Origin of the sequence: Burkholderia sp. LA-2-3-30-S1-D2 (assembly GCF_001523915.2) — a bacterium.
Lineage (GTDB): Bacteria > Pseudomonadota > Gammaproteobacteria > Burkholderiales > Burkholderiaceae > Burkholderia > Burkholderia diffusa.
The window spans coordinates 2,406,423-2,426,471 of sequence record NZ_CP013384.1 but is presented as its reverse complement, the minus strand read 5'-3'; the positions used below and the strand labels follow the sequence as shown (position 1 = coordinate 2,426,471).

Genomic DNA, 20,049 nt, shown 5'->3' with positions numbered 1-20,049 from the left:
ATATGAACACTCCCGCTCCTACCGGTTTCCGTTGCGGCATGATCGCGATCGTGGGCCGCCCGAACGTCGGCAAGTCGACGTTGATGAACGCACTCGTCGGCCAGAAGATCAGCATCACGTCGCGCAAGGCGCAAACGACCCGCCATCGCATCACCGGCATCAACACGTTCGATGACGCGCAATTCGTGTTCGTCGACACGCCGGGCTTTCAGACACGTCACAGCACCGCGCTGAACCGCTCGCTGAACCGCGCGGTCACGTCGACGCTCACGTCGGTCGACGTGATCCTGTTCGTGATCGAGGCCGGCCGCTTCGGGCCCGACGACCAGAAGGTGCTCGACCTGATCCCGCCCGGCATGCCGACGCTGCTGATCGCGAACAAGATCGATCGTGTGTCCGACAAGGCGACGCTGTTCCCGTTCATGCAGCAGATGAGCGGGCTGCGCGAATTCACCGAACTCGTGCCGCTGTCGGCACAGCGGCCGGAAGACATCAAGCGCCTGCTGGACACCATCAAGCCGTACCTGCCGGAAGGCGAGCCGATCTACGGCGAGGACGAACTGACCGACCGCAGCTCGCGCTTCCTTGCGGCCGAAATCCTGCGCGAGAAGGTGTTCCGCTGGACCGGCGACGAACTGCCCTACACGAGCACCGTGCTGATCGACAAGTTCGAGGAGGAAGGGCGCCTGAAGCGTATCTTCGCGACGATCCTCGTCGAGCGCGATTCGCACAAGGCGATGGTGATCGGCAAGAAGGGCGAGAAGCTCAAGCAGATCAGCACCGAGGCGCGGATGGACATGGAGAAGCTGTTCGACGGCCCCGTGTATCTCGAGACCTTCGTGAAGGTGAAGAGCGGGTGGGCCGACAACGAGGCGGGGCTGCGCGCCTATGGGTACGAATGACGCGCTGACGTCGACCGAAGACGCGGTGACTGCCGGCGCGAACGACGCGCCGTTGCCGGCACCGCCCGAACCGCCGCGTCGCAAGGCGCGGCGCGCAACGTCTCGCACGTCCGATTTCCGCGTCGCCGAGCAGCCGGCGTTCGTGCTGCACAGCTATCCGTATCGGGAAACGAGCCTGATCATCGACGTGCTCACGCGCGATCACGGCCGCCTCGCGCTCGTCGCGAAGGGCGCGAAGCGCCCGCACTCCGCGCTGCGCGGCGTGCTGCAGACGTTCCAGCCGCTACTGCTGTCCTGGTCGGGCAAATCCGAAGTACGCACGCTGACGGGGGCCGAGTGGGTCGGCGGGATGCTCCCGCTCGGCGGCGACGGGCTGCTGTGCGGTTTCTACGCGAACGAGTTGCTCGTGAAATTCTGCGCGCGCGAGGATCCGCAGCCGCCGCTCTTCAATCACTACGTGCTGACCCTCACGCGCCTTGCGCACGGCGAGCCTGCGGTGCAGGTGCTGCGCTCGTTCGAGCGCGTGCTGCTGCGCGAGACCGGCTATGCGATGGCGCTGAACCGCACGGTCGCGCGCCGTGCGGTCGAGCCGGATCGCCGCTACGTGTTCGATCCCGAGCGCGGCGTGCGCAATGCGGACGACGACGTACCGTCGCACTGGCCGGTGATTACCGGACAGACGTTGCTCGACATGGAGCAGGACGATTACCATCGAGCCCAGACGGTCGCGCAAAGCAAGACGCTGATGCGCTTCCTGCTGAACACCTATCTCGGCGGTACGCCGCTTGCCACGCGTCAGATCCTGATCGACCTGCAAAACCTATGAGTTTCTTCCTGACAACGCCCACCGCCATCGACCTCGGCGTGAACATCGACCACGTCGCGACGCTGCGCAACGCGCGCGGCACGTCCTATCCCGATCCGATCCGCGCGGCGCTCGCCGCCGAAGAGGCCGGTGCGGACGCGATCACGCTGCATCTGCGCGAGGACCGCCGCCACATCGTCGACGCCGACGTGCGCACGCTGCGCCCGCTGCTGAAGACGCGGATGAACCTCGAGTGCGCGGTGACGGCCGAGATGCTCGACATCGCATGCGAAGTGCGTCCGCACGACGCGTGCCTCGTGCCGGAGAAGCGCGAGGAACTGACGACCGAAGGCGGTCTCGACGTTGCCGGCCGCTTCGAGGCCGTGCGTGCGGCATGCAGGCAACTCGCCGACGCCGGCGTGCGCGTGTCGCTGTTCATCGATCCGGACGAGACGCAGATCCGTGCCGCGCACGAAGCCGGCGCGCCGGTGGTCGAGCTGCATACCGGCCGCTACGCCGATGCGCACGACGAGGCCGAGCAGCAGCGCGAATACGAGCGCATCGTCGCCGGCGTGCAGGCCGGTGCGCAATTGGGTCTCAAGGTCAACGCCGGCCACGGGCTGCATTACACGAACGTGCAGCAGATCGCCGCGATCGACGGCATCGTCGAACTGAACATCGGCCACGCGATCGTCGCGCACGCGATCTTCGCAGGCTGGGATAACGCGGTGCGCGAGATGAAGGCGATCATGGTCGCCGCACGCGTCGCCGCGCTGCACGGCGGCGCGCGCTGACGATGCGTTGCGTGCGCGCGCGCTTCACTCGCCGCCCGGCATCGTCCGCACATCACGGCGGGCGTTGAGATGGCGATCTACGGCATCGGCACCGACATCGTCCAGGTGAGCCGTATCGCGGCCGTGCTCGAGCGCACGGGCGGCCGGTTCGCCGAGAAGGTGCTGGGCCCCGACGAGCTGCGCGTGTTCCAGGCTCGCCGTGCGCGCTCGGAGGCGCGCGGCATCGCGTTTCTCGCGACGCGCTTTTCCGCGAAGGAAGCGTTCTCGAAGGCGATCGGGCTCGGCATGCACTGGCCGATGACGTGGCGCGCGCTGCAGACGCTCAACCAGCGCAGCGGCGAGCCGTACGTGGTCGCTTCGGGCGAGCTGGCCGACTGGCTTGCCGCGCGTGGCATCACGGCGCGCGTGACGGTCAGCGACGAACGCGACTACGCGGTGTCGTTCGTGGTCGCCGAAACGGACGCCGCGCCTGGCACTGCACCTGCACTTGCACCTGCACCTGTTTCCCGAACCCCCTCCTGACGGAATTCCGATTCGATGAAAACGACTCCCGGCCCGGTCATGCTCGACGTCGTCGGCACGACCCTGTCGCGCGACGATGCGCGGCGCCTCGCGCATCCGAATACCGGCGGCGTGATCCTGTTCGCGCGGCACTTCCAGAATCGTGCGCAACTGACGGCGCTGACCGACTCGATCCGCGCGGTGCGCGAAGACATCCTGATCGCCGTCGATCACGAAGGCGGCCGCGTGCAGCGGTTCCGCACCGACGGCTTCACGGTGCTGCCCGCGATGCGTCGCCTCGGCGAACTGTGGGACCGCGACGTGCTGCTCGCGACGAAGGTCGCGACTGCCGTCGGCTACATCCTGGCCGCCGAGCTGCGCGCATGCGGGATCGACATGAGCTTCACGCCGGTGCTCGATCTCGACTACGGGCACTCGAAGGTGATCGGCGATCGCGCGTTCCATCGCGACCCGCGTGTCGTCACGCTGCTCGCGAAGAGCCTGAACCACGGTTTGTCGCTCGCGGGCATGGCGAACTGCGGCAAGCATTTCCCGGGGCACGGCTTCGCGGAAGCCGATTCGCACGTCGCACTGCCGACCGACGACCGGCCGCTCGACGCGATCCTCAAGCAGGACGTCGCCCCGTACGACTGGCTCGGCCTGTCACTCTCCGCGGTGATCCCCGCGCACGTGATCTACACGCAGGTCGACAAGCGGCCCGCGGGCTTCTCGCGCGTGTGGCTGCAGGACATCCTGCGCGGGCAGCTCGGCTTCACGGGCGCGATCTTCAGCGACGACCTGTCGATGGAGGCGGCACGCGAAGGCGGCACGCTCACGCAGGCGGCTGACGCAGCGCTCGCCGCCGGCTGCGACATGGTGCTCGTCTGCAACCAGCCGGACGCGGCCGAGGTCGTGCTGAACGGGCTGAAGGCCCAGGCGTCGGGCGAGTCGGTGCGGCGCATCAAGCGGATGCGGGCGCGCGGCAAGCCGCTCAAGTGGGACAAGCTGATCGCGCAACCCGAGTATCTGCAGGCGCAGGCGCTGCTGAGCAGCGCGCTGGCGTAAGCGGAGAAGGGCGGCGTGATGTCGTCTTTCCCGTTGTCGAAAGCAAAAAGCCGCGCAGAAGCGCGGCTTTTTGCTTTTCCATCGAGGCGGGGCGAGGCGCAAGGTGACATGGCCTTACGCAACTAACCGTCAACTCCCGACCGCGCCCCGAACAACTGCGGCGCGGTCAGTTGACCTTCATCCGCTGCAACTTGTTGTACAGCGTCTTGGGGCTGATGCCGAGCAGCGTCGCGGCCCGATGGCGCGTGCCGCCGACCGCGTCGAGCGTCGCGCGGATCAGCAGGTCCTCGACGTCGGACAGCGGGGTGCCGACCTTGATCTGCACGCTGCTGCCGTTCAGCGCGGCGCCAGCCGCGAAGCTCGCTTCGCCCGCGCGCAGCGTTTCGATGAAATCGCCGGACGCGTCATAGGCGAAACGCACGCGCTCCTGCAATTCGCGCACGTTGCCGGGCCATTCGTAGGACAGGCATTCGCGCACGAAGCCCGGTGCCGCGCGCTTGTCGGTCGTGCTGCGACCGGTGGCGCTCGCTTCGCGGTTGAGTTCGTCGATAAGCGCGTCCGCGATGGCGAGCGCATCACCGTCGCGCTCGCGCAGCGGCGGCATCGTGATCGACGCCGCATCGAGACGCAGCCACAGATCCTCGCGCAGCGTGCCGTTCGCGACCGCCTCGCGGGCCGGGCGGCGCGTGGCCGCGATCAGCCGGAAGTCGCTCGCGATCGAACTCGTGCCGCCGATCCGCATGAAGTTCTGCGAGTCGAGCGCATGCAGCAGCGCCTCCTGCAGCACGAGCGGCAGTGCGGTGATCTCGTCGAGGAACAGCGTGCCGCCGCCGGCCTGTTCGAACAGGCCCGATTCGCGCCGCTCGGCGCCGTCGAACGCGCCGCGTTCATGGCCGAACAGCACGCTGTCGAGCGACGCGCCGTGACGCCCGGCATGCGCGATCGTGCGGCAGTCGAACGACACGAACGGCCCCTTGCGGCGCCGGCTCAGTTCGTGCAGCGTGCGCGCGGTCAGCTTCTTGCCCGTGCCGGCTTCGCCGGTGAACAGCACGGCCGTTTCGGTGCCGGCGTTGTGCTCGATCATGTCGTACACGTGCTGCATCGCCTCGCTGCGGCCCACCAGCGCGCCGAAACGGCCCAGGTGGCGCAGCGACGCGCGCAGCGTCCGCACTTCGTCGATCAGTTCGTAGGGACGCGGAATCCGGGCCAGCAGGCTGCGCAGGCGCGGAATGTTGATCGGCTTCAGCAAGTAGTCCCAGATGCCGTGACGCAGGCCTTCGATCGCGCTCTCGACCGTCGCGTTGCCCGTCAGCACGATCACCGGCAGCGAACCGTTCGGCTGCTGCTGCGGCAGATGCTGGAGCAGGTCAAATCCGCTGCCGTCCGGCAGGTTCAGATCGACCAGGACGACATCGGGAATCGAGCGGCCGAGTGCCGTGCGTGCCTCGGCGAGCGACGTGGCCGTGTCGACCGAGAAGCCGTCCGCGGCGAGCAGCGCGGTCAGGCCGGACAGGCTGTTGGGATCGTCTTCGACAATCAGGGCGTGTGGCATGGTGGACGCGAGTCGAGTCAAGAGAGGCGGGCTGTCGGCTGTCGAGCCGGCCGCAGCCGCATGTCAGATTAAAAACTGATTTTATGCCCCGCTGAACGCCTGACGTACATTATTTCTTTGTCGCTATAAAACAGTTACCGATGATACAAATTGAATACCTTTAGTGCTGGATTTTGTATTGTCGATGGTGCCGACGCACCGGTGCTGTTGGCGGCAGGCAAACAAAAAGCGCCCCGAAGGGCGCTTTGTTCGATCCGGAAATCGCGAGCGATTACGCGCGGCTGCGATATTCGTTCGTGCGCGTATCGATTTCGATCTTGTCGCCGGTACTGCAGAACAGCGGCACTTGCAGTTCGAAGCCCGTCGCGAGCTTGGCGTTCTTCAGCACCTTGCCCGACGACGTGTCGCCCTTGACGGCCGGTTCCGTGTAGGTGATCTCGCGAACCAGGATCGTCGGCAGTTCGACCGAGATCGCCTTCTCGTTGTAGAACACGACTTCGCAAGCCATGCCGTCTTCGAGGTAGTTCAGCGCTTCGCCCATCATTTCCGCTTCGACTTCGTACTGGTTGTAGTCGGCGTCCATGAACACGTACATCGGATCGGCGAAATACGAGTACGTCACTTCCTTGCGGTCGAGCACGACGACGTCGAACTTGTCGTCAGCCTTGTAGACCGATTCCTGGCCTGCGTTCGTCAGCAGGTTCTTCATCTTCATCTTGACGACGGCGGCGTTACGGCCCGACTTGTTGTATTCCGTCTTTGCGATGACCCATGCGTCGCTGCCGATCTGCACGACGTTGCCTACGCGGAGTTCCTGTGCGGTCTTCATAAAAAACTGTCCTGATCCAATCAAATAAATAGGTGCCTGAGCGTTGCACAACGGCTGACGGCGCAAGCGGGGGCGTTCCGGTGGGTGCCAAGAGCCCCAAAACGCGAGCGCTTGCGTGGTCAGCCGTCGGATAACCGCTTATTTTAACTGAGATTTTGCGTATTCCGCCAGCTTTCCGGCGAGATCGCCGACGCCCGCCAGCGCGTCGGCCCAGCATGCCGCGTTGGCGTCCAGCGCGGCACGGTGTTGCAGCAAATCGGCCCAATCGGGCGTGCCGCCGCCGTTCCATGCGTGCCAGAAGCGCTCGAGCGCGGCGCGCGGCGCGTCGGCGAGGCCGGCCGACAGGTGCGCGAGCGCGGCGTCGAGCTTCGGCAGGTGCGCGTCGTCGGCCTGCGGGTAGATGTGCCACACGAACGGTTTGCGCGCCCATTGCGCGCGAACGAACGAGTCCTCGCCGCGCACGAAGTTGATGTCGGACACCCACAGCAGCGGGTCATAGTCGGCTTGCGGGACGAACGCGAGCCCGTAAGCGGTCAGGTTGCCGGCGGCCGCGCGCGCGCCGGCGCCGAACGATTCGACCCCGAAGAAACGCGCGACGGCCGGTGATACGCGGCCGGCAGGCACGAGCGCGATGACGGGCGACGGGCCGTCGCGCCACTGCGCGAGCAGCGCGTCGACGGCCGGATTTTCATAGGCGAAGAGGCTGACGACGGTCGTGCCCGGCTCCGGCGGCGCGTTGCCGGTCGCCTGCCGCCACCAGGCGGCGCGCGCTGCCGTGTCGGCTTCGAAGGCCGCGCGGCGCGCGTCGAGGTCGCGTTCCTTCAGCACGCCGCCCGTGCCGGCGGATAGTCCCGGGAAGAAGAACGTCTTCAGCAGCGGGTACCGCGGATGCGGCGACGGCCGCAGATGAAAATCGGCGACCCAGTCCTCGGCGCTCAGGTATTCGAGATTGATCCACACGGGGCGGCGCGCGCGGCGCGCCATCGCCGCGAGATACGCGCCGGGCAGCTCGCACGCGAACGCCTCGATCACGACGTCGGCGATCTCCAGCGCGTCGCCGGCTTCCGCATGCCAGTGTTCGATCACGACGGCGTCGAGCGTCTGCCGTCCGGCATCGGGATCGACCCCCGGCAGCAGACGCGCGAACGTGCGCAGATCGTCGACGAACAGGCGCACCTGCCAGCCGTGCTCGTGTGCGAGCTGGCGCGCGAGGCGCCAGCACACGCCAATGTCGCCGAAGTTGTCGATCACGGTGCAGAAGAGGTCGCACGCGATCGGTTCGTCGGGTGCGAGCGGCGCAGGGGAGGCGGGGGTGGTGCGGGGCATCGAAGCGGACCGGTGAATGCTCTAAACTGGCGATTCTAATGGACCCGTTCCGCGCCACAAGGCACCCGGATCACGCATGACATCCCCAGAAGCCGCCGACATCCCGTTCGAACCCAAGAAGATCCTCGCGCAGTTGCCGCACATGCCGGGCGTCTACCGCTACTACGACACGGCGGGCGCCGTACTTTACGTAGGCAAGGCGCGCGACCTGAAGAAGCGCGTATCCAGCTATTTCACGAAGACGCAGCTGTCGCCGCGCATCGCGATGATGGTCACGCGCATCGCACGCATCGAGACGACCGTCACGCGCTCGGAGGCCGAAGCGCTGCTGCTCGAGAACAATCTGATCAAGGCGCTCACGCCGCGCTACAACATCCTGTTTCGCGACGACAAGTCGTATCCGTACCTGAAGCTCACCGCGCACCGCTTTCCGCGCATGGCTTACTACCGCGGCTCGGTCGACAAGCAGAACCAGTACTTCGGGCCGTTCCCGAGCGCATGGGCCGTGCGCGAGAGCATCCAGATCCTGCAGCGCGTGTTCCAGCTGCGCACCTGCGAGGATTCGGTCTTCAACAACCGCACGCGGCCATGCCTGCTCCATCAGATCGGGCGCTGCACGGCGCCGTGCGTCGGCGCGATTTCCGAGGACGACTACGCGATTGACGTGTCGAATGCCGCGCGGTTTCTGCTCGGTCGGCAGTCGGAAGTGATGAAGGAACTCGAGCAGAAGATGCATGCGTTCGCGGCCGAGCTGAAGTTCGAGCAGGCGGCCGCCGTGCGCAACCAGATGAGCTCGCTCGCGACGGTGCTGCACCAGCAGGCGATCGAGGTCGGCAGCGACAGCGACGTCGACATCCTGGCGGTCGTCGCGCAGGGCGGGCGCGTGTGCGTGAACCTGGCGATGGTGCGCGGCGGCCGGCATCTCGGCGACAAGGCGTATTTCCCGACGCACGTCGAAAGTGCGCTGACGCTTGCCGAAGGCGGGCTCGGCGACGAAGCCGAGGCGGCGGACGCAGCCGACGAAACTGCCGCGGCATTGCCCGAGGCGCCCGAGGAAGACGCTGCCGCCGCGCGTGATGCGGGGGCGTCGGTGGAGGCCGAGGTGCTCGATGCGTTCATCGCGCAGCACTATCTCGGCAATCGCGTGCCGCCCGTGCTGGTCGTGAGCCACGCGCCCGCGAGCCGCGACCTGCTCGACTTGCTGTCCGAGCAGGCCGGTCACAAGGTCTCGCTGGTGCGGCAGCCGCAGGGGCAGCGGCGCGCGTGGCTGTCGATGGCCGAGCAGAACGCGCAGATTGCGCTCGCACGGTTGCTGTCCGAACAGGGCTCGCAGCAGGCGCGCACGCGCGCGCTCGCGGAGACGCTCAGCTTCGAAGGTGACGATCTCGCCACGCTGCGGATCGAATGTTTCGACATCAGCCACACGATGGGCGAGGCGACGCAGGCGTCGTGCGTCGTATATCACCATCACAAGATGCAATCGGGCGAGTACCGTCGCTACAACATCACCGGGATCACGCCGGGCGACGATTACGCGGCCATGCGGCAGGTGCTGACGCGCCGTTACGAGAAGATGGTCGAGCAGGCCGCGCAGGCGGCGGCCGCCGACGACGCAGCCGGCATCGACGGCGAATCGACGCGCAAGGCCGAGGCATCGAGCCTGCTGCCGAATATCGTGCTGATCGACGGCGGCAAGGGGCAGGTCGAGATTGCGCGACAGGTGTTCACCGAACTCGGGCTCGACACGTCAATGCTGGTCGGCGTCGCGAAGGGCGAAGGGCGCAAGGTCGGCCTCGAGACGCTCGTGTTCGCGGACGGCCGCGCGCCGCTCGAACTCGGCAAGGAGAGTGCCGCGCTGATGCTCGTCGCGCAGATCCGCGACGAGGCGCATCGTTTTGCGATCACCGGAATGCGCGCGAAGCGGGCGAAGGCGCGCCAGACCTCGCGGCTCGAGGAGCTCGAAGGGATCGGCGCGAAACGCCGGCAGCGACTGCTCGCGCGGTTCGGCGGGCTGCGCGGCGTGGTCGCCGCGAGCGTCGAGGAACTGGCGAGCGTCGACGGTATCTCGTACGCACTCGCCGAGCAGATCTACAAGCAGCTTCACTGAAGCGGCCGTGCGGCCGGCGGCTCCTGCGCGCGATCTCGCGTTCTTGTGGCAGGCCGGTCGACACGGCACAATTGCGAATCCTTTACTGACCCGCATGCCATGCCGTTCAATTTCCCGATTTTCCTGACGTGGGTACGGATCGTGCTGATCCCGCTCGTCGTCGGCGTGTTCTATCTGCCGGACACGGTGATGGGCGGCGCGCACCGCAACCTCGCGGCGGCGGCGATCTTCATTCTCGCCGCGCTGACCGACTGGTTCGATGGGTTTCTCGCCCGCAAGTGGAACCAGACGTCGTCGTTCGGCGCGTTCCTCGATCCGGTTGCTGACAAGCTGATGGTGACCGCCGCGCTGCTGATCCTCGTGCAGATTTCGCGGGTCGATGCGGCGATCGCGCTCGTGATCGTCGGCCGCGAGATCGCGATCTCGGCGCTACGCGAATGGATGGCACAGATCGGCGCGTCGAAGAGCGTCGCGGTCAACCAGCTCGGCAAGTTCAAGACCGCGTGCCAGATGGTCGCGATCCCGATGCTGCTGTACTACGGCCCGCTGCCGCTCGGCATCGCGACGATCGACACGCGCGTGTGGGGCGAGTGGCTGATGTACCTCGCGGCGGTGCTGACGATCTGGTCGATGCTGTACTACATGAAGCTTGCATGGCCGCAGATTCGCGAGCGCGGCGGCGCGTGATCGGCCCCACATGGTCGATTGCGCAGGTTTTTGGAAAAAGGGCTGGAAAAGCCCTTGACACACGAATGTGCCTTCGACATAATCTCGCTTCTCCGCTGCACGACGAAGTAAGTGTGTGACGGGGAAGCAGTAGCGTATCAATACGCGGGAGTAGCTCAGTTGGTAGAGCGCAACCTTGCCAAGGTTGAGGTCGCGAGTTCGAGACTCGTCTCCCGCTCCAGATTTTTTCTGGCAGCGTGTTGTACGGCAAAGCGCTGCAGATGCAGGACACATGCGGGAGTAGCTCAGTTGGTAGAGCGCAACCTTGCCAAGGTTGAGGTCGCGAGTTCGAGACTCGTCTCCCGCTCCAGATTTTTCTGGCAGCGTGTTGAATGGCAAAGCGCTGCAGGTGCAGGACAAAGCGGGAGTAGCTCAGTTGGTAGAGCGCAACCTTGCCAAGGTTGAGGTCGCGAGTTCGAGACTCGTCTCCCGCTCCAAGTAATGGGGAAGCCACGCTTCCCTTTTTATTTGATGGACTGATGGTCATCGAATAAGAAATCTGTCGCTTGCCTCCACGGCATCCGGACAGTCCGCTTTTGGCGCGATAGCAAAGCGGTTATGCAGCGGCCTGCAAAGCCGTTTAGGCCGGTTCGACTCCGGCTCGCGCCTCCAGGTAAGAAGAGAAAAAGCCCCGCTTCGGCGGGGCTTTTCTTTTTTCCGCGCCTCATTCGCGCATCTATTCCGCCGGATACGTCAGCGTCACCAACTCGCACTTCGACGTGCTCTTGCCGTCGTAGTCGTAAATCGCGAGCAGATGCTGGCCCTTGCTGTTCAGTATCGGCAGCGTGATCGTCCGCCGATTCGGGTTGCCGCCGCCGGCGGGTTCGTCCGACACCTCTTTACGGATTTCCGATTCGAGGTCCGACGGCGTGTTGATGCCGTTCTCCGGCCCGCGGCTGCGCACCCTGCTGTAGAAATGAAAACCGTTGTCGGTCCAGCCGCGCGGCAGCATGTTGCGCCACTGGTTGTTGGTGACTTCCTTCCACAGCAGATCGGTGTTGCCGCTCAACGCGAACGGCGTCGGACACGCGCCGGCCGCGAAAGCTTGTCCGCAGAAAAGCGGGAGGGCGGCAAGCGACCACGCAATGCGTCGGGCCGCGCGGCGCGCGAGGCCGGCATCGCGTCGCGATCCGGCATGGTGCGACAGGACAGGGGGCGTTTTCATACGGCATTCTCCGGGTGATGGATCGGTACGCGGCCGTGCTGCGACCGCTGGGGAATACCGTATCGCTACCGTTCTCGCAGAAGAATGCGGCGAACGTCACACGTGCGGTCACGGGGCAAAGGGGCGAGGCCTCGGCCCGGGAAGGCCCGGAGGAGAGGCGACAACGCGCTCCGGTGGGGAGGGGGCGATCGCGCGTTGTCGCGGGCGAGGCGATGGGCGTGCTGCGGGCCGTCTATACCGCCCGCGTCATCATGAGCATGCCGAACGTTCGGCGATGCCGGTCAGCCGTCGACCGGCCGTGCCGGCGTGTCGAGCCTCAGCTGATAGAACGCCGCATCGAGCCAGCGGCCGAACTTGAAACCCGCTTCGGTGATCGTGCCCGAGTGCGCGAAGCCGAGCCGCGTATGCAGCGCGACGCTGCCGCTGTTGGTCGCGTCGATGCAGCCGACCAGCAAATGCACGTCAGCTTCGCGCGCACGCCGGATCAACTCGCGCAGCAGCAATTCGCCGAGCCCGCGGCCGCGATGGTCGCGGTGGACGTAGACGCTGTGCTCGACCGTATACTTGAACGCCGGGAACGCGCGGAACGTGCCCCAGCTCGCGAAGCCGACCAGCGTGCCCGATTCGTCGACCGCGCCGACGACCGGAAACCCGCCGGCGCGCTTCGTCGCGAACCAGGTGACCATCGCTTCCGGTGGGCGAGGCTGGTAGTCGTACAGCGCGGTGGAGTTCAAGATCGCATCGTTCAGGATCTCGAGAATGGCCGCTGCGTGCTCGGTCTCGTTGCAATCGATCAGGCGCACGTCGTCGCGCGGTGTCGGGGAATTCATACGGGCTCCTGCGCCTGTCGGCCTTGAACGGATGACACATTCCGCGCGCCGATGGCGGCGGGGGCATCGCAGATCGCGACGACATAGCGCGCGACGTGCGACGACGGGTTGCTGAAAACCAGCGGCTGATCGACGCGCATGGCGAGACAGTCGCCTTCGTGTAGTTTGTGAAGCTGATCGCCGAATGTGACGTCGATGCACCCGCGGACGACCCACACCTGTTGATGCAGCGCGCTTTCGCGCCCGCCGGAGTCGTACGCGACGCGCGCGCCGGGCGGGAAATCGACCTCGACGAGCTGGATCGGCGACGGCCATCCGGGCGGCGACAGATTGCGCCGCACGTACCCGGATGCCGGATCGCGCCATTCCGCCTGCTGTGCGCGCCGCACCAGCGGCTGCGCGGGTGCGGCGTCGCGATCGCCGGCGAACAGCCCGGCCAGCGACACGCCCAGACCGGCCGCGAGCTTGTCGAGCACGACGGCCGTCGGGCTCGCCGACGCACGCTCGATGAGCGAAATCATCGAACGGCTGACGCCGGAACGCGCGGCGAGCGCATCCAGCGTGTAGCCTCGCAGCGTGCGCAGGTCGCGCACGCGCCGGGCAATGCGTTCGTTGATGCCGGTGTCGTCAGCGGGAGCAGCGGTTGATTCTCGCATGATGGATTTATTGTCCATCAAGCTGGAATTTGATGTCAACGGGATTCCTGCTGTCGCGGGTCGACGATTCGCCGTCGGTCGCGTGCTTGCCCGACGACCCGGGCGAGCGTAATATACGAAACGGTTATATTTCGTTTAATTAGAGACATATGGGAATCATCAAGATATCCGAGCACATGCACGAACGGCTGCGCTCGACCAGCACCGCGCTGAGCCGTTCGATCAATGCACAGGCGGAGCACTGGCTGCGCGTCGGGATGCTGGCGGAGCTCAATCCATCACTGTCCTACGGCGATATCTGCCGGATGCTGATCGAGACCGAAGCGCGCGGCGGCGATGCCCGACCGACAGAGTCGGTCGCCCACGGCATCGAGCAGGTGGCGTGATGGCGAGACGCGAAATCCCGATCCGCGGTGCCGCGGAAATCGCCAGGTCGCGCGAAGCCGCGAAGCTCGCGTCTCAGGTGCTGACGATGATCGCCGAGCACGTGAAGCCGGGCGTCACCACCGACGAGCTGGATGCGCGCTGCCGCGAATACATCGTTGACGAGCTCCGCGCGATCCCGGCGAACATCGGCTACCACGGCTATCCGAAAACCCTGTGCACGTCGGTCAATCACGTGGTCTGTCACGGCATTCCGTCGTCGCGGCCGATGCGCGACGGCGACATCGTGAATCTCGACATCGCGGTGATCAAGGACGGCTGGTTCGGCGACACGAGCCGCATGTACTTCGTCGGCGAGCCGGGCGAACTGGCGCGGCGCCTCGTCGCGACGACCTACGAGGCGATGCATGCGGGCATCCGCGCGGTTCGTCCGGGCGCGACGCTCGGCGACGTCGGCTACGCGATCCAGCAGGTCGCACATCGAGAAGGGTTCAGCGTGGTCCGCGAGTATTGCGGGCACGGGATCGGCGACGTATATCACGACGAGCCTCAGGTGCTGCACTACGGCCGCCCGGGTACCGGCGTGCCGCTGCGGCCGGGGATGATCTTCACGATCGAGCCGATGCTGAACGCGGGCAAGCGCGATACGCGCGTGCTGGCCGACGGCTGGACGGTCGTCACCAAGGACCATTCGCTATCCGCCCAATGGGAGCACATGGTCGTCGTGACGGAGCAGGGCTTCGAGATCCTGTCGGACGATGTGAGGCCGCCGGCGTTCGCGGCGCTGTCCGGCACGCACGCGGCCTGACGCGCGGCGTGCCGCACGCAGCGGCGCAATGAAAAAGGGCCCCGTCATGGGGCCCTGTTCATTTGGAGTCGCGCGGCGCGATCAGCAGAGGATCGTCTCCACCGCCGCGACCCGCAGCGCCACGCGGCTCAACCGGGGCTCAACCGGGGCTCAACCGGGGCTCAACCGGGGCTCAACCGCGCGCCTTCTGCCATGCGTGCTCGACGAATACGCGGCACAGCGCTTCCATTCCGATGCGGTCCTCGTCATCGAAACGTGCGGCAACGGGGCTGTCGACGTCCCACACGCCGATCAGCGTGCCGTCGGCGGCCACCAGCGGCACGACGATTTCCGATTCCGACGTGGCATCGCAGGCGATATGGCCGGGGAATTCGTGCACGTCGCGCACGACCTGCGTCTCGCGGGTCTGCGCGGCCGTGCCGCACACGCCCTTGCCGAGCGCGATCCGCACGCACGCGGGCTTGCCCTGGAACGGGCCGACCACGAGTTCCGTCCCGTCGAAGAAATAGAAGCCGGCCCAGTTCAGGCGGTCGAGCGAGTGATAGACGAGCGCGGAGAAGTTCGCGGCGTTCGCGGTCAGGTCGCGTTCCGTTTCGACGAGCGCGCGTGCCTGCTCGACGAGCGTCGCATAGAGTTCGGCCTTGGAGGCGTGAGGGGCGGTGGACAGCGTGAACATGGCTGAAATGCGAAAAGGGTTGTCGGCAGCGGGGTTGTGAAAAGCGCGATGCGCGTCCCGCAGTCTACGGCACGCGCGGCTCGTTTGCAGCGCGTGGTTCGCGGGCGCCGTGGTGAACGCGCAGCGCCGTCGTTCAATCAGGTTCGAGCTCGGCGAACCGCTCGGCCAGGAAATCGAGCAGCGCGCGCACCGCGGGCAGCAGCCCGCGCCGCGACGCGAACACCGCGTGCACGATTTCGCGCCGCGGTGCCCAGTCCGGCAGCACGGTCGCCAGTTCGCCGCGCGCGACTTCGTCACGCACCATCATCGTCGGCAACTGCACGATGCCGACGCCCGCGACGGCCGCCGCACGCAGTGCGAGCATGCCGCCCGTCACGAGCCGCGGCTGGTGATGGATTTCCGCCTGCGCGCCGTCGGGGCCGCGCAGCCGCCACACGTGCGCGGCCTGCGGCACGCCGTGATCGAGGCTCGGCAAGCGGGTCAGGTCTGCGGGGACGGCCGGCACGCCGCGCTCGCGCAGCAACGCGGGGCTCGCGACGAGACACTGCCCGCGCTCGGCCAGCACGCGCAATGCGAGATCGCTGTCCTCGAGCGGCGGCGGGCGCACGCGAATCGCGACGTCGATCCCTTCGCCGACGACGTCGACGCGCCGGTTGGTCGCTTCGAGATGAATCTCGACGCGCGGGCACGTGACCATGAACGCGGCGATCATCGCGCCGACCAGCGAATCGAGCAGCACGACCGGGCAACTGACCCGCACGATGCCGCGCGGCTCCTCGTGCAGCAGCGCGATCGCCTCGTCGGCGGCGTCCGCTTCGACGAGCATCGCGCGACAATGCGCGTAATAGGTCTGGCCGACGTCGGTGACAGTGAAGCGGCGTGTCGAGCGCTGGATCAGCCGCATTCCGAGCCGCGCCTCAAGCAGCGCGATGCGGCGGCTCAGCTTCGATTTCGGCATGTTCAGCGCGCGTCCGGCCGGCGCGAAGCCGCCGTGCTCGACCACCTGCACGAAGTAATAGAGATCGTTCAGATCCCGTTCGTTATCGTTCATCAAATAGAACGCTGAGTGCGATTTTGGCAGTCTACCGCATCAATCGTTCCACCTCTATATTCCTTCTCAGGATGCGAAACACGTGTTTCGCCGCAATTCGGAGAAGGCAAATGAAGAAGATCCAGGGTGTGTACAGTGCGCCGCGCGGTCATTGGGTCGGCGACGGTTTCCCGGTGCGTTCGATGTTCAGCTATCAGTCTCACGGCGCACATCTGAGCCCGTTCCTGCTGCTCGACTACGCCGGTCCTGCGAACTTCGAGCCGGGTTCGGCGCCGCGCGGGGTGGGGCAGCATCCGCACCGCGGGTTCGAAACGGTGACGATCGTCTATGACGGCGAAGTCGCACACCGCGACTCGACCGGCGCGGGCGGCGTGATCGGCCCGGGCGACGTGCAGTGGATGACGGCCGCGAGCGGGATCCTGCACGAGGAGTTTCACTCGGAAGCGTTCACGAAGCGTGGCGGCCCGCTCGAGATGGTGCAGCTGTGGGTGAACCTGCCCGCCGCCGACAAGATGGGTGCGCCCGGTTATCAGACGCTTCTGAACGCGGACATCCCGGTGGTCGAATTGCCGGACGGCGCAGGTCGCGCGCGGATCATCGCGGGCGAGTTCGACGGGCGGCGCGGCCCGGCCCGCACGCACACGCCGATCGATGTGTGGGACGTGCGGCTTGCAGCAGGCGGCCGTGCTCGGTTCCCGATCGCCGAAGGGCGGACGCTCGCGGTGGTCGTGCTGAGCGGGACATTGCTGGTGAACGGCGAGACGGTCGCCCGCGAAGCGCAGTTCGTGCAACTGAGCCGCGACGGCCGCGACGTCGAGATCGAAGCGAACGGCGATGCCAAGCTGCTGATTCTGAGCGGCGAGCCGATCGATGAGCCGGTCGTCGGTTACGGGCCGTTCGTGATGAACTCGCAAGAGGAAATCCGGACCGCGATCGACGATTTCAACAGCGGCCGCTTCGGCCAGATGCCGGTGTGACGGACAGGCCCCGCGCAATGCGGGGTTTTTTTTCATGCGCGGCGCGGCGGCACGCGTGCCGCGTGCGCTTCGAGGCATAATCATCGGTTGCTGCGCGCCGGCCGGCGTGCTTGATTCAGGACCGACCATGAACGCTTCCGCACCTGCCGCCTCCGTGCGCGCCGACGATCTCGACTGGCACTGGAAATCCTTCGACGCGCTGACGGCGCGTGAACTCTATTCGATCCTCGACGCGCGCAGCGCCGTGTTCGTTGTCGAGCAGAACTGCGTGTATCGCGACATCGACGGTGCGGATCAGGCCGCATGGCACCTGGCCGCGTACGACCCGGCGGGCCACCTCGCCGGCTATCTGCGCGTGCTGCTGCCGGATGCGCAGCACACTGACGTGCGCATCGGCCGTGTGCTGACGACCGCGCCGTTTCGCGGCACGGGCCTCGGCAACGCGTTGCTGTCGCGCGCGCTCGAGTTCATCCGCGCGCAGTGGCCGGATGCGCAGGTGAGCCTGCATGCGCAAGCTCATCTGCAGCGCTTCTATGGGGCATTCGGTTTCACGCCGAGTTCGGACGTGCACGACGAGGACGGCATCCCGCACGTGTGGATGACCAGCGCGCGCGGCTGACGCGCCGCGCGCCGCGCCGTCAGTGGGCGGCGCGAGTCACCGGCGAGTTTTGCGCGTGCCGGGCGGCCGCCCGTTCGTCGATCAGGCGGCCGCGCGCCGACAGTCGCAGCCAGTGCCGCAGCGCGATCAGCGCGCCGATCACGCTCATCATCGAACCCGGGATCCAAAGCAGCAGGCCGCCGATCTGCTGATCGCGCAGCGGGCTGAGCCATGTGAATGCGCGTCCGCAGATCGAGTAGATCGGATACAACTCGTGCGGCGTGAAGAAGATCAGCGCACCGAGCGCGATCTGCGGCGGGATCGCCGCGACGACGATCAGGATCCGGCGGCCCGGTGACAGCCGCGCGGGCGGCGCGGGACGCGGATCGACGACGAGCCACCAGAACAGCAGCCCGTCGATTACCATGCTCCAGTTCATCACGCGATACAGGCGCCAGTCGAGCATCGCGATGAAGTGGATCGGCGATAGCAGCCAGAAATAGATCAGCCCGACGAACAGCACGACCGCTACGACCGGATGGAACACCACGTCGAGCGTCGCGCGCATTGGCGCCCACGCGAGCGCGGGGCGCACGAAGCGTTGCCGCCAGCGAAACGGTATGCCCGCGCGGATCGCCGCGCCCGGGTAGGCCAGCGCGATGAAGAACGGCCCGAGGTGATGCAGCACGAGGTGCTGCGCACGGTGCATGAAGAATTCGTGCTCGAAGAAGTAGTCGAGCCGGGTATGCAGCGCGATGTAGAGCGCCGTCAGCCCGAGCCAGAACGAGAACTGCCGCAGCGGCGACACCTTCGCCTTCTTCACGCCGCGCGCGAACAGCACGGCGGCCGTCAGCACCGCGATGACCACGGTCGGCGACGGTTCCCACGGATCGAGCCAGTACAGGACGTTCATCGCGCGCGCATCACTTCGCCTGGGCCGGCGATTTCACGGCGAACGGCGTGTCGACCGTCTCGCCATCGGAGAACTTCAGGCGCAGGCGCACGGTGTCGCCCGGCTTGATCGTGTGCCTGGGTTCCTCGAGCATGAAGTGATAGCCGCCCGGCGCGATGTCGACCTTGCCGCGCGCGGGGACCGTCAGCTTGTCGACCATTTCCATCTTCTGCGTCGAGCCGTTCGACACGGTCTGGTGCAGCATCGCCATCCCGTAGTCGGGGCTGTCGACGTCGACGAGATCGACCGGCTTGTCGCCCGTGTTGACAAGCGTCACGTAGCCGCCCGCGGGCAGCTTGTTCGGCAGCCAGCGCACCCATGCGTTCTGCGCGATGATCGCGCCGGCGGCATACGCGTGCGCGCCGGTGCACAGCGCGGCGAGGAGGGCGAACGTCTTGAGGGGCGTCTTCATGTCGGAGTTCAGGTGGTGGAGGCTGTGTCGATGATCCGGCGCACATCGGCGGCGATGGCGTCGGGTGAATCGCGGTCGGTCGCGAGCAGGCGCGCGCGACCGTTCGCGTCGAAGATGTAGACGGCCGAGCTGTGCGTAACCTCGTAGCCGCCGGACGGATCGCGTTTTTCCATCTGGTACGCGACGCGATAGCGCTTCGCGAGCGATTCGATCTGGCTGTCGGTGCCGGTCAGGCCGCGCGCGTGCGCGGCGTCGAACGCGGCGACGTACGCCTGCATCGCCTGCGGCGTGTCGCGCGCGGGGTCGACCGAGACGAACAGGATGCGCACGTCGTTCGCCCGCGGGCCGAGCTTCGCGAGCACTTCCATCAGCCGTGCCATCGTTTCGGGGCAGACGTCCGGACAGTGCGTATAGCCGAAGTAGACGAGCGCGACGCGGCCGCGAAACGCGTTCGCGTCGACCGCGTGGCCGTCGCCGCCGGTGAGCGTGAACGACAGGTCGGGCAGGTGGCCCGTGACGTTGGTCAGGTGCCAGTTCGGCTCGTCGCGCGTGCATGCGGCGAGCGCGACGGCGGCGGTCAGCGCCGCGACCGTGCGGACGAAGCGGGTCAGACTGAAGAGGCGCCGGTGCGGCGCGGGACGGGCAGACGACATCCTGGGGCTCGATCGGACGGAACGGTCGTCGGCCGGCGCGGCGCCATGCGTCGCGCGGCCGGCGATTGCAGACTGTAGCGCAATTCCTGCGCCTGCGTCCTTTCGAAACCCGTACGGCATGGGCGAGCGGGGCAATATGTCGCAGTTGACGCGGATGGCTGCGCGAGGCTCGCCCGCCACCGGTTTCGCCCATCTCGCTACGCAGGCGCGGTAAGATGCGCACAATTCCATTCTCGCAGCGGCGGCCCGCGTTTGCAGGCCGCTCCTCAGACCATCGAAT

The 20,049-nt window shown here is 66.6% G+C and carries 22 protein-coding genes and 4 tRNA genes; 15 read left to right on the top strand and 11 right to left on the bottom strand.

All coding sequences use genetic code 11. The features are described from left to right. Window positions 1-2 precede the first annotated feature (2 nt). The 5 genes from era to nagZ all read left to right on the top strand — a co-directional run bounded on the left by era (window position 3) and on the right by nagZ (window position 4,067). Entirely contained in the window at window positions 3-902 is a 900-nt protein-coding gene (era, locus tag WS66_RS24090; RefSeq protein WP_059607060.1) for a GTPase Era, read from the top strand. Continuing rightward, entirely contained in the window at window positions 889-1,728 is an 840-nt protein-coding gene (recO, locus tag WS66_RS24085) for a DNA repair protein RecO (protein ID WP_014897645.1), read from the top strand. Before era ends, recO begins: the two co-directional genes overlap by 14 nt. Next, entirely contained in the window at window positions 1,725-2,501 is a 777-nt protein-coding gene (pdxJ, locus tag WS66_RS24080; RefSeq protein ID WP_059607063.1) for a pyridoxine 5'-phosphate synthase, read from the top strand. Before recO ends, pdxJ begins: the two co-directional genes overlap by 4 nt. A 69-nt stretch (window positions 2,502-2,570) precedes the next feature. Continuing rightward, window positions 2,571-3,023 carry a holo-ACP synthase gene (gene acpS / locus WS66_RS24075; RefSeq protein WP_059607065.1) on the top strand — a complete coding sequence of 151 codons (453 nt, stop codon included), beginning with the start codon at window positions 2,571-2,573 and terminating at the stop codon, window positions 3,021-3,023. A 15-nt stretch (window positions 3,024-3,038) separates the two neighbouring features. Continuing rightward, entirely contained in the window at window positions 3,039-4,067 is a 1,029-nt protein-coding gene (gene nagZ / locus WS66_RS24070) for a beta-N-acetylhexosaminidase (protein ID WP_059607066.1), read from the top strand. Between the two features lie 166 nt (window positions 4,068-4,233). On the opposite strand, the gene WS66_RS24065 is transcribed toward nagZ, so the two are convergent. From WS66_RS24065 to earP, 3 genes are all read right to left on the bottom strand, one after another. Beyond that, window positions 4,234-5,619 (bottom strand): sigma-54-dependent transcriptional regulator, encoded by a 1,386-nt coding sequence (locus tag WS66_RS24065; protein WP_059607068.1) that lies wholly within the window; start codon window positions 5,617-5,619, stop codon window positions 4,234-4,236. Between the two features lie 271 nt (window positions 5,620-5,890). Next, window positions 5,891-6,448, bottom strand: a complete 558-nt coding sequence (gene efp / locus WS66_RS24060) for an elongation factor P (protein ID WP_059607070.1) — start codon at window positions 6,446-6,448, stop codon at window positions 5,891-5,893. A 138-nt stretch (window positions 6,449-6,586) separates the two neighbouring features. Next, window positions 6,587-7,774 (bottom strand): elongation factor P maturation arginine rhamnosyltransferase EarP, encoded by a 1,188-nt coding sequence (gene earP, locus WS66_RS24055; protein ID WP_059607072.1) that lies wholly within the window; start codon window positions 7,772-7,774, stop codon window positions 6,587-6,589. A 76-nt stretch (window positions 7,775-7,850) separates the two neighbouring features. Between earP and uvrC the strand changes: the two genes are divergently transcribed. The 6 genes from uvrC to WS66_RS24025 all read left to right on the top strand — a co-directional run bounded on the left by uvrC (window position 7,851) and on the right by WS66_RS24025 (window position 11,219). Then, the gene (gene uvrC / locus WS66_RS24050) at window positions 7,851-9,881 is read left to right on the top strand and encodes an excinuclease ABC subunit UvrC (RefSeq protein ID WP_059607074.1); all 2,031 of its coding nucleotides are present in this window, start codon (window positions 7,851-7,853) and stop codon (window positions 9,879-9,881) included. A gap of 99 nt (window positions 9,882-9,980) precedes the next feature. Beyond that, entirely contained in the window at window positions 9,981-10,568 is a 588-nt protein-coding gene (pgsA, locus tag WS66_RS24045; protein WP_006757520.1) for a CDP-diacylglycerol--glycerol-3-phosphate 3-phosphatidyltransferase, read from the top strand. A 144-nt stretch (window positions 10,569-10,712) separates the two neighbouring features. Next, window positions 10,713-10,788 (top strand) — tRNA-Gly (locus WS66_RS24040). A 53-nt stretch (window positions 10,789-10,841) separates the two neighbouring features. Further along, window positions 10,842-10,917: transfer RNA gene (locus WS66_RS24035), tRNA-Gly, on the top strand. Window positions 10,918-10,968: 51 nt separating this feature from the next. Next, window positions 10,969-11,044 (top strand) — tRNA-Gly (locus tag WS66_RS24030). A gap of 101 nt (window positions 11,045-11,145) precedes the next feature. Further along, a tRNA-Cys gene (locus WS66_RS24025) sits at window positions 11,146-11,219 on the top strand. A gap of 64 nt (window positions 11,220-11,283) precedes the next feature. On the opposite strand, the gene WS66_RS24020 is transcribed toward WS66_RS24025, so the two are convergent. The 3 genes from WS66_RS24020 to WS66_RS24010 form a co-directional block, all read right to left on the bottom strand. Further along, window positions 11,284-11,772 carry a hypothetical protein gene (locus WS66_RS24020; RefSeq protein WP_059607075.1) on the bottom strand — a complete coding sequence of 163 codons (489 nt, stop codon included), beginning with the start codon at window positions 11,770-11,772 and terminating at the stop codon, window positions 11,284-11,286. 281 nt (window positions 11,773-12,053) lie between these two features. Then, a complete protein-coding gene (locus WS66_RS24015; protein ID WP_059607077.1) occupies window positions 12,054-12,602 on the bottom strand; it encodes a GNAT family N-acetyltransferase in 549 nt (182 codons plus the stop codon). Continuing rightward, window positions 12,599-13,258: a helix-turn-helix domain-containing protein gene (locus WS66_RS24010; protein ID WP_059607079.1), complete on the bottom strand. Its 660-nt coding sequence runs from the start codon at window positions 13,256-13,258 to the stop codon at window positions 12,599-12,601. The genes WS66_RS24015 and WS66_RS24010 overlap by 4 nt, the downstream gene beginning before the upstream one ends. A 149-nt stretch (window positions 13,259-13,407) precedes the next feature. Here WS66_RS24010 and WS66_RS24005 point away from each other — a divergent pair, with 149 nt between their 5' ends. Together WS66_RS24005 and map are read left to right on the top strand one after the other, a co-directional pair. Then, window positions 13,408-13,644: a ParD-like family protein gene (locus WS66_RS24005; protein ID WP_059607081.1), complete on the top strand. Its 237-nt coding sequence runs from the start codon at window positions 13,408-13,410 to the stop codon at window positions 13,642-13,644. Next, window positions 13,644-14,450, top strand: coding sequence for a type I methionyl aminopeptidase (gene map / locus WS66_RS24000; protein ID WP_059607084.1), 807 nt, complete (start codon window positions 13,644-13,646; stop codon window positions 14,448-14,450). The genes WS66_RS24005 and map overlap by 1 nt, the downstream gene beginning before the upstream one ends. Window positions 14,451-14,622: 172 nt before the next feature. On the opposite strand, the gene WS66_RS23995 is transcribed toward map, so the two are convergent. Then, window positions 14,623-15,126, bottom strand: a complete 504-nt coding sequence (locus WS66_RS23995; RefSeq protein WP_059607087.1) for a GAF domain-containing protein — start codon at window positions 15,124-15,126, stop codon at window positions 14,623-14,625. A 133-nt stretch (window positions 15,127-15,259) separates the two neighbouring features. Further along, window positions 15,260-16,177 carry a LysR family transcriptional regulator gene (locus WS66_RS23990; protein WP_059607090.1) on the bottom strand — a complete coding sequence of 306 codons (918 nt, stop codon included), beginning with the start codon at window positions 16,175-16,177 and terminating at the stop codon, window positions 15,260-15,262. 110 nt (window positions 16,178-16,287) lie between these two features. On the opposite strand from WS66_RS23990, the gene WS66_RS23985 reads away from it, so the two are divergent. Next, window positions 16,288-17,154: a pirin family protein gene (locus WS66_RS23985; protein ID WP_059607092.1), complete on the top strand. Its 867-nt coding sequence runs from the start codon at window positions 16,288-16,290 to the stop codon at window positions 17,152-17,154. A gap of 127 nt (window positions 17,155-17,281) precedes the next feature. Next, a complete protein-coding gene (locus WS66_RS23980; protein ID WP_059607094.1) occupies window positions 17,282-17,773 on the top strand; it encodes a GNAT family N-acetyltransferase in 492 nt (163 codons plus the stop codon). A 19-nt stretch (window positions 17,774-17,792) separates the two neighbouring features. Here the strand turns inward: WS66_RS23980 and WS66_RS23975 are convergent, their stop codons facing one another. Genes WS66_RS23975 through WS66_RS23965 form a run of 3 tightly spaced genes read right to left on the bottom strand, consistent with a single transcriptional unit; the run spans window position 17,793 to window position 19,769 of the window. Continuing rightward, the gene (locus tag WS66_RS23975) at window positions 17,793-18,665 is read right to left on the bottom strand and encodes a cytochrome c oxidase assembly protein (protein ID WP_059607096.1); all 873 of its coding nucleotides are present in this window, start codon (window positions 18,663-18,665) and stop codon (window positions 17,793-17,795) included. Between the two features lie 10 nt (window positions 18,666-18,675). Continuing rightward, window positions 18,676-19,116 (bottom strand): copper chaperone PCu(A)C, encoded by a 441-nt coding sequence (locus WS66_RS23970; protein ID WP_059607098.1) that lies wholly within the window; start codon window positions 19,114-19,116, stop codon window positions 18,676-18,678. Between the two features lie 8 nt (window positions 19,117-19,124). Beyond that, window positions 19,125-19,769: an SCO family protein gene (locus tag WS66_RS23965; RefSeq protein WP_059607100.1), complete on the bottom strand. Its 645-nt coding sequence runs from the start codon at window positions 19,767-19,769 to the stop codon at window positions 19,125-19,127. Between the last annotated feature and the right edge of the window lie 280 nt (window positions 19,770-20,049).

Coding starts and splice junctions, on each gene's coding strand:
- era (WP_059607060.1), top strand. CDS start 3: ATGAACACTCCCGCTCCTACCGGTTTCCGTTGCGGCATGATCGCGATC.
- recO (WP_014897645.1), top strand. CDS start 889: ATGGGTACGAATGACGCGCTGACGTCGACCGAAGACGCGGTGACTGCC.
- pdxJ (WP_059607063.1), top strand. CDS start 1,725: ATGAGTTTCTTCCTGACAACGCCCACCGCCATCGACCTCGGCGTGAAC.
- acpS (WP_059607065.1), top strand. CDS start 2,571: ATGGCGATCTACGGCATCGGCACCGACATCGTCCAGGTGAGCCGTATC.
- nagZ (WP_059607066.1), top strand. CDS start 3,039: ATGAAAACGACTCCCGGCCCGGTCATGCTCGACGTCGTCGGCACGACC.
- WS66_RS24065 (WP_059607068.1), bottom strand. CDS start 5,619: ATGCCACACGCCCTGATTGTCGAAGACGATCCCAACAGCCTGTCCGGC.
- efp (WP_059607070.1), bottom strand. CDS start 6,448: ATGAAGACCGCACAGGAACTCCGCGTAGGCAACGTCGTGCAGATCGGC.
- earP (WP_059607072.1), bottom strand. CDS start 7,774: ATGCCCCGCACCACCCCCGCCTCCCCTGCGCCGCTCGCACCCGACGAA.
- uvrC (WP_059607074.1), top strand. CDS start 7,851: ATGACATCCCCAGAAGCCGCCGACATCCCGTTCGAACCCAAGAAGATC.
- pgsA (WP_006757520.1), top strand. CDS start 9,981: ATGCCGTTCAATTTCCCGATTTTCCTGACGTGGGTACGGATCGTGCTG.
- WS66_RS24020 (WP_059607075.1), bottom strand. CDS start 11,772: ATGAAAACGCCCCCTGTCCTGTCGCACCATGCCGGATCGCGACGCGAT.
- WS66_RS24015 (WP_059607077.1), bottom strand. CDS start 12,602: ATGAATTCCCCGACACCGCGCGACGACGTGCGCCTGATCGATTGCAAC.
- WS66_RS24010 (WP_059607079.1), bottom strand. CDS start 13,258: ATGCGAGAATCAACCGCTGCTCCCGCTGACGACACCGGCATCAACGAA.
- WS66_RS24005 (WP_059607081.1), top strand. CDS start 13,408: ATGGGAATCATCAAGATATCCGAGCACATGCACGAACGGCTGCGCTCG.
- map (WP_059607084.1), top strand. CDS start 13,644: ATGGCGAGACGCGAAATCCCGATCCGCGGTGCCGCGGAAATCGCCAGG.
- WS66_RS23995 (WP_059607087.1), bottom strand. CDS start 15,126: ATGTTCACGCTGTCCACCGCCCCTCACGCCTCCAAGGCCGAACTCTAT.
- WS66_RS23990 (WP_059607090.1), bottom strand. CDS start 16,177: ATGAACGATAACGAACGGGATCTGAACGATCTCTATTACTTCGTGCAG.
- WS66_RS23985 (WP_059607092.1), top strand. CDS start 16,288: ATGAAGAAGATCCAGGGTGTGTACAGTGCGCCGCGCGGTCATTGGGTC.
- WS66_RS23980 (WP_059607094.1), top strand. CDS start 17,282: ATGAACGCTTCCGCACCTGCCGCCTCCGTGCGCGCCGACGATCTCGAC.
- WS66_RS23975 (WP_059607096.1), bottom strand. CDS start 18,665: ATGAACGTCCTGTACTGGCTCGATCCGTGGGAACCGTCGCCGACCGTG.
- WS66_RS23970 (WP_059607098.1), bottom strand. CDS start 19,116: ATGAAGACGCCCCTCAAGACGTTCGCCCTCCTCGCCGCGCTGTGCACC.
- WS66_RS23965 (WP_059607100.1), bottom strand. CDS start 19,769: ATGTCGTCTGCCCGTCCCGCGCCGCACCGGCGCCTCTTCAGTCTGACC.